This window comes from Phascolarctobacterium succinatutens (assembly GCF_958453765.1).
Taxonomy (GTDB): Bacteria; Bacillota; Negativicutes; order Acidaminococcales; family Acidaminococcaceae; genus Phascolarctobacterium_A; species Phascolarctobacterium_A succinatutens_B.
Genome location: NZ_CAUDZA010000014.1, coordinates 49,413 through 56,683 on the forward strand (window position 1 = coordinate 49,413; position 7,271 = coordinate 56,683).

The window sequence follows — 7,271 nt, forward strand, 5'->3', positions numbered from 1 at the left end:
AATTATAACAGCTTCGTGCTGTCCAGCAAAATAGTTACCGGACCGTTGTTCACCAGCTCTACCAGCATATGCGCGCGAAAGATGCCTGTTTCTACTGGCAACCCTGCCTTGCGGCAGCCGTCTACAAAGCGCTCATAGTAAGCGTTGGCCACATCGGGCGCTGCAGCAGCCGTAAAGGACGGACGCTTGCCGTGGCGGCAGTCACCGCACAGAGTAAACTGAGAAACCGCCAGAATCGCACCGCCTACATCCTTCACCGACAGGTTCATCTTGCCTGCCTCATCCTCAAAAATACGCATACCGCACACCTTGTCGATAATATAGGCCAGATCCTTATCGGTATCGCCCTCGGCCACACCCAAAAGCACCAGAAGGCCCTTCTGTACCTCGCCGGTAATCTTTTCATCTACAGTAACACTGGCGTGGTCTACACGCTGCACAACTGCTCTCATTTCTTCTTGCCTCCGCTGCCGTTCGCCGTAGAAATCAGGCGTTCAACAGAATAAACACCCTTCATGCGGCGGATACGGTTCATAAAATACTCCAGCTGCTCCAGGCTCATGATATCAAGTCCCATGTGCATGGTAGCAATTTTATTCTTATCTGTATGACATGCAAGCGAGAAAATATTAATCTTCGTTTCGCTAGTCACATTCATAATATCGCTCATCAGTCCGGTCCTGTCTACGGATGTAATCACGATGTTAACCTTATAGACATCATCAATGCCTACATCCCAGGCAACCTCAATTAAGCGACGCTGCTCCTCGGGATTATTGGTCAGGATATTAGGGCAGTCCGCACGGTGTACGGAAATACCGCTGCCGCGTGTAATATAGCCGATAACCGGGTCGCCGGGAATCGGGTTGCAGCAGCGCGCCAGCTTAACCATGATGCCTTCTTCGCCCTTAACGAGAATGCCGTGGCTGGCCTTAGCCTTAGACTTGCGCGGCTTCAGCTCTGCCAGTACCTGCGCCAGGTCCTTGGTGGTTTCCAGCTTCTGCTCTTTTTTATAGATTTCCACCAGCTTGGACATAACAGTGTTCAGTGTAACACCGCCGTAGCCCAGTGTTGCCAGCAGATTTTCATCCGTATCGATGCGGATTTTGCTGCCTGCTTCCTTCAGTTTTTCCGGAGACATCAGCACCTTAGGCTCGTAGCCGAGGCGTTTAACCTCACGCTCCAGCATTTCACGGCCCTTGACGATATTTTCCTCACGGCGCTCCTTCTTGAACCAGCTTTTGATTTTGTTGCGTGTATCGGAAGAGCCTACAACATTAATCCAGTCACGGCTCGGGCCGTTGGACTGCTTAGAGGTGATAACCTCTACGATATCGCCGTTCTTCAGCTGATAGTCAAGCGGTACAATGCGTCCGTTGACCTTAGCACCTACGCAGCGGTTGCCTACATCCGTATGGATGCGATAAGCGAAGTCAATTGGCACACTGCCTACAGGCAGGTCAATAACATCACCGCGCGGCGTAAAGACAAAGACCTCATCGGCAAAGATATCCATCTTGACCGTGTTGACAAAGTCGCGCGAATCATTCATATCCTTGTGCCATTCCAGCAGCTGACGCAGCCAGCTCAGCTTGGCATCAAAGCCCTTGTCACCGCCGGCAGACGGCTTGCTGCCGCCGCTTTCCTTATAGCGCCAGTGCGCAGCGATACCGTATTCGCTGATGCGGTGCATTTCAAAGGTGCGGATTTGGATTTCCAGCGGCTGACCGCCATTAGAAAGCACAGTCGTATGCAAGGACTGATACATATTGGATTTCGGCACCGCTACATAGTCCTTGAAGCGGCCCGGAATAGGACGCCACATGCTGTGTACGATACCCAGCGTGCCATAGCAGTCCTTCACGGTGTCTACCAGCACACGGATAGCCAGCAGATCATAAATCTCGCTCAGCTGCTTGTGGTCACGCAGCATTTTCTTATGAATGCTGTAAAAGTTTTTCGGTCTGCCCTGAATTTCGCAGCGGATACCGGCCTTCTCGACAGCGTCCTTCAACGTTGTCATAGCCTCGTTAATCATATCCTCGCGCTCACGGCGTTTTATTTTTACCTGCTCTACCAGGTCGTAATAAATATCCGGCTCCATATAACGGAAGGCCAGATCCTCCAGCTCCCATTTAATGGTATAGATACCAAGACGATGTGCCAACGGCGCATAAATTTCCAATGTTTCCCGGGAAATAGACTGCTGCTTATGCACAGGCATATACTTCATCGTGCGCATATTATGCAGACGGTCAGCCAGCTTTATCAGTACGACACGGATATCGCGCGCCATTGCCAAAAACATTTTGCGGTAGTTTTCAATCTGGCGGTCTTCCTTGGAAATATATTCGATTTTGCCCAGCTTGGTAACACCGTCTACCAGATTTGCTACCACGGTGCCGAACTGCTCTTTGATATAGTCCAGCTTATAATCCGTATCCTCAACCACATCGTGCAAAAAGGCAGCTGCCAATGTTTTGTCATCCATCTGCAGTCCCACAAGGATGCTGACAACGCCAATCGGATGGATGATATACGGTTCACCGGATTTACGTGTCTGCGCAGCGTGTGCCTTGGCTGCCAGCTCATAGGCCTTACGGACAAAAGCTACCTGCTCCGGCGTAAGATATTCTTCTATACGCGCAAACAATTCATCTATATCAGTAATATTAGTTATTGCGTTTGTTGAGGGCATTCTCCCCACTCCCATCTGCACTTCATCAGCAACGCAACAACTCGTGCTGACTCAGGCGGTAATTTTCTTTATAAATGTGCTCCAAACGCTCTCTTTCCTGCTGCAGGGTTACATATAGGGGTGCATCCTCCAGCGAGCAGCGTTTAATAGCAGCTTTTTCTATTATACCATTATTATAGCGGATAAAGCCAAGCTCTTCCATAATTTTTACAGCTTGTTCACTTATTTGTTCCGCATGAGCAGACAAAAGCTCTTTGATGCTCACAGTTGTCCGCATTTTAAGTGCATTCATCACCAGCTTATAGGCCTGCATCATCGCATCCCTGTCCGGATGCGTCAAAGCCAGTCGCTGCAAGCGCTCCTGCAAATCCGGCTGATTAAAGAGCAGCGTTACATGTTTTGCTCCCTGCTGCCGCAATCTGCGCATAATATCCGCCAGCGGATAAGCAGGCAAATCCAACAGCACTATTTCTTCGGCCTGCTGCAGCCTTTCCTTGCTCATCCCGGCAGCCTCCTCATAAGAAGCCAGCTCCAGATAATCCCCCGCAGTCTGCAGCACCTCGGCGGGCAGCGACTGCTTATCTTCGGTATAAGCAAGCACCTTGTTATGCACCTTGGCCAAGCCCAGCAGCAGACGCCATTTATCATCGGCAGCCTGACGCATATCCCCCAGCGTCACCTGCTGATGAATGCTTACGGCCTGCAGCTGCACGCTCGTTTCGTTACTCCAGACATTTATTTTCGGCTGAAAGGCAACATCAGCCACCATATTTTCAAACATATACGGCAGTAAATCCGCATTGTTCCACATCAGGCCGCGATAGGAATTATAGCCCTTATCCAGCACAAACTGCAAATGATTGCGCTCCTTGCCCATAGCGCGCTGATTGTGCAGCAGCGCCTGACGGAAGGCAAATACAGGTGCCTGGTTTTCGCAGCCGCAGGGCTCCAGCAGTGCCAGCTGCTCCAAATCCCTGATACTGATTTCACTGCTGCCGCTTAACACGCAGTCAATTGCCTGATGCGGCAGATAATCCTCCGGACGCAGCTTTTGCGCAACGTATTCGCGGAAGCGGCGCTTGAATTCCGGCAACAGCTCTGCCGGCAGCGTCAGGCCCGCAGCCTGATGGTGACCACCGTACTGCGTCAGCAAATCACGCTCGGCATCTATCGCCTCGTAAAGATTGAGCGCCGGAATACTGCGGCAGCTGCCCTTGGCAACGCCGTTGTTCAGGCTTATCAGAATCGTCGGCAGGTGGTACTTGTCTACCAGGCGCGATGCTACGATACCGATAACGCCCTGATGCCAGCCTTCGGAGGCCAGCACGATTGCCGTATCTATATGCTTTTCCTGCGCCAGCTGTGCTTCTGCCTCTTCCATAATCTTACGGCTGATTTCCTGCCGCAGCGTATTTTCACGGTTAAGCTCGGCGGCAATTCTCTCCGCCTTAACGCTATCGTCGGTTACCAAAAGCTCCACCGCCAGCTGCGCATGCTCCAGCCTGCCCACAGCGTTCAGGCGCGGTGCCAGACCAAAGCCGATGTTATCGGAAGCAATGCCCGTTTCCGGACAGCCGCTGGCCTTAATCAAAGCACGCAATCCCACCAGCTTCGTTGTTTCCATAGCCTTCAGGCCACGGCGCACCAGCTCGCGGTTTTCGCCGACCAGCGGCACAATATCCGCCACCGTTCCCAGCGCCGCCAGCTCTGTAAGTTCCTGCCACTCCGGCAGCCTGCCCGGCTCGCGCTGCTCCAGCGCCTGACACAGCTTGAAGGCAATACCTACACCGCTCAAATCCTTAAACGGATAGCCGCAGTCACGCTGCTTGGCGTTGATAATTGCGTAGGCAGGAGGCAGAAGCTCCGGCACCGTATGGTGGTCCGTAATAATAATATCCAGAGATTTCGGCGCATTGGCTACCTCGCGCAGACCGCTAATGCCGCAGTCCACGGTAATAACCAGTGTCGTACCCTTCTCCGCAATATTTTTCAATGCTTCGTCATTAAGGCCGTAGCCCTCGCTTTTACGCTGCGGAATGTAGGTGGCAACCTTACCTTCGCGCTGCTTCAGATAAAGATACAACAAGGAGGAGGCACTGATTCCGTCCACATCATAGTCGCCGTAAACCGTAATCTGCTCGCCTACCGCCAAGGCCCGCTCAATACGCTCAACCGAGCGCTGCATATCCTTCAGCAAAAACGGATCATGAAAGGGCGTAGCGCTGCCGTAGAGAAAATCACGCATCGAAGCTGCATCCTGCAGACCGCGCTCCAATAAAATACCGGTGACCATCGGCGAAATATTCAGCTCCTCCGCCAAATAGTCTGCCATCTGACTGTTATATTCTTTTATATCCCAAATTCGTTCCTTGTGCATCATTGGCGGCTACCGCTCTCGCCAGCAGTCTTGTCTGCTGCAGTCGGCTCTGCCTTTTTTGCAGCCTCGGCCTGTGCCGCCTCGTTGTGCAGCAGCTGGGTGTGCTGCAGCATGGCAACACGCTCCTGCAGGCGTTTGTTTTCTGCCTGCAGCTGCTGCATTTCCTCACGCATTTTTTTATCCTTCAGATAATGCTTGGCCTTCATCGTCAGCAAGAAGCAGGTGGCAACCAGCACGCCCATTAAAAACGCTCCGAGAATTACCAGCACCAGTGAAGCGCTGAAGCTCCAGAAAACAAAGTTCAACGATACTGCTACCGCATTCTGCACGGCAAACAATGCTACTATCATACAAATAATTATAACTAAGATTAAAAACGGCATTCAGCTCAACTCCTTTAGTAGTATAAATTTTAATATATTATAACTGTTATAATTCTGCCAGCATACAAAAAAATCCTGCTTATAAAGCAGGATTTTTAGTGTATACATGCTCATTTAAGGCCTGATTGTATTTAGTCCGCAAAGACTGACGGCAGACTGTTATTTTTCCTTCAGCTTCTCCAAGATAAAGGCTGTCACACGGCTCTGCTTGTCAATCTCCAGCGCAAAACGCAGCGGCTGCTCCTTGTCGTCCTGCCAAAAATATTCGTAGGTCGTATTATCGGCAGCATAAACAACCGCATCAGGCAAGCCGTACTGTCCGACAGCTCTGCCGGCACTGTCACCGATGCTTACGCCGCGCATTGTAATATATTTGGGATTGACTACGCGGATTGCCTCCACAGCCTGTTTTTTGCGGGCAACACTGATTACGGCGCCCTCAAATGTATAGTTTATCTGCTTACGCTTTTTATCTATTTTCTCCTGCTTGACGGCACCCAGGCGCTCCTCGGCCTCCTGCTCGTCAAACTTCTGTCCGAGTGCGGCATAGCCAAGAGCAAAATCCTCCTGCGTCAGCTCGTCCCTGCTTCCGGCAACGGTATATGGCGCGTAGATAAAGCCGTCCACACCGTCCGATTCGGCCTCCAGCCAGTCACCGCTTTGGCGGATAACACGCAGCAGCGAATGATGCGGCAGCACCTTCAAAACATTGCCGTCCTCGGCGGCGCTGCGGAAATTAATATCATCCTCTTCCAGAACCACAAAGCTGCCCTTGTCATATCCCTTGATTTTTTCACCCGTATAAAACGCTTCCTGCTTCTCGGCAGCAGCACACAGCTGCATTCCCACTGCCAATAAAAGTGTCAGACCAATTGTTTTGAGCAATCTCATTGCCACTACATCTCCTAACTAAATTCCGTAAGCGGCATGTGCCAGCTCCTGCACAGCCTTAACAGTATATTGCGAAGTACTGTATAAATAATTGTCATGCAGGCTTTGTACGCGGCCGTTTTTTACAGCCTTAATGCTTTTATAGGCCGGATTTTGTAAAATGCGCTGACGGAATTGCTCCGGGTCGCCTTTTTTACTGTAATCCCAGCTCGGAGTAATAATCAGCTCCGGGTTAAGCTCAAGCATTTTTTCCTCCGACAGGTTCCCCTGATACGGAATATCCATGCCGTCCAGCGCGTTATGTACGCCTGCATAATAGCACAGGCCGCTGAAGGTACCCCTCATGCCCAGCGGTCCGGTAAAGGAGAGTGCCAGTACATTAAGCGGCTTATCGCCTGCAGCCTGCAGCGCCTGCTTACGCACCGCCTCCAGCTGCGACTCCATATTTTTCGCCATCTCCTCGCCCTTGGCTTCCTCGCCAACGGCAGAGCCTATTTCCTTGATAAACTTAAAAATATCCTGCACATTGTTCGGCGTATGGCAGACATAAACCTTCAGTCCGGCACTGCGCAGTCCCTGAATCGGCTCCACGGTATAATCCGGGATAATAACCAGATCGGGCTGCATGGCCAACACGCTTTCCAGATTGCTGCCCTGCGCTCTGCCCTTGACGGATTTGACCTTATCACCAGCACTGCAGATACCGGAATCGTCAGCCAGCAGCGACAAGGCTGCCAAGCGCTTACTGTCAACCATATCCAGCAAAATTTCATCGGCAGATACGTTCAGGCTCACAATGCGCTGCGGCTTTTCGCTGAAGCTCAGCTTAGTGCCTGTTGCATCCGTCACCGTGTACAAAACCTTACCGCTGTCTGCGGTATTTTTTTCCTGCGGTCCGCAGCCGGCAAGCAGCAGACAAAGC

At 51.4% G+C, this 7,271-nt stretch carries 6 protein-coding genes; all 6 read right to left on the reverse strand.

Annotated features, from left to right (window positions below):
• Positions 1-2 precede the first annotated feature (2 nt).
• Positions 3-452 (reverse strand): D-aminoacyl-tRNA deacylase, encoded by a 450-nt coding sequence (dtd, locus tag Q7Q81_RS06990; RefSeq protein WP_298881173.1) that lies wholly within the window; start codon positions 450-452, stop codon positions 3-5.
• Positions 449-2,698 carry a RelA/SpoT family protein gene (locus Q7Q81_RS06995; RefSeq protein WP_293809791.1) on the reverse strand — a complete coding sequence of 750 codons (2,250 nt, stop codon included), beginning with the start codon at positions 2,696-2,698 and terminating at the stop codon, positions 449-451. Before Q7Q81_RS06995 ends, dtd begins: the two co-directional genes overlap by 4 nt.
• A 25-nt stretch (positions 2,699-2,723) precedes the next feature.
• Complete coding sequence (gene recJ, locus Q7Q81_RS07000) at positions 2,724-5,078, reverse strand: single-stranded-DNA-specific exonuclease RecJ (protein ID WP_304274774.1); 2,355 nt, start codon at positions 5,076-5,078, stop codon at positions 2,724-2,726.
• A complete protein-coding gene (locus Q7Q81_RS07005) occupies positions 5,075-5,458 on the reverse strand; it encodes a LapA family protein (RefSeq protein ID WP_304274777.1) in 384 nt (127 codons plus the stop codon). Before Q7Q81_RS07005 ends, recJ begins: the two co-directional genes overlap by 4 nt.
• 159 nt (positions 5,459-5,617) lie before the next feature.
• Positions 5,618-6,349, reverse strand: coding sequence for a hypothetical protein (locus tag Q7Q81_RS07010; RefSeq protein ID WP_304274780.1), 732 nt, complete (start codon positions 6,347-6,349; stop codon positions 5,618-5,620).
• Between the two features lie 18 nt (positions 6,350-6,367).
• The coding region (locus Q7Q81_RS07015) for an ABC transporter substrate-binding protein (protein WP_304274783.1) at positions 6,368-7,271 on the reverse strand (904 nt) is incomplete at its 5' end.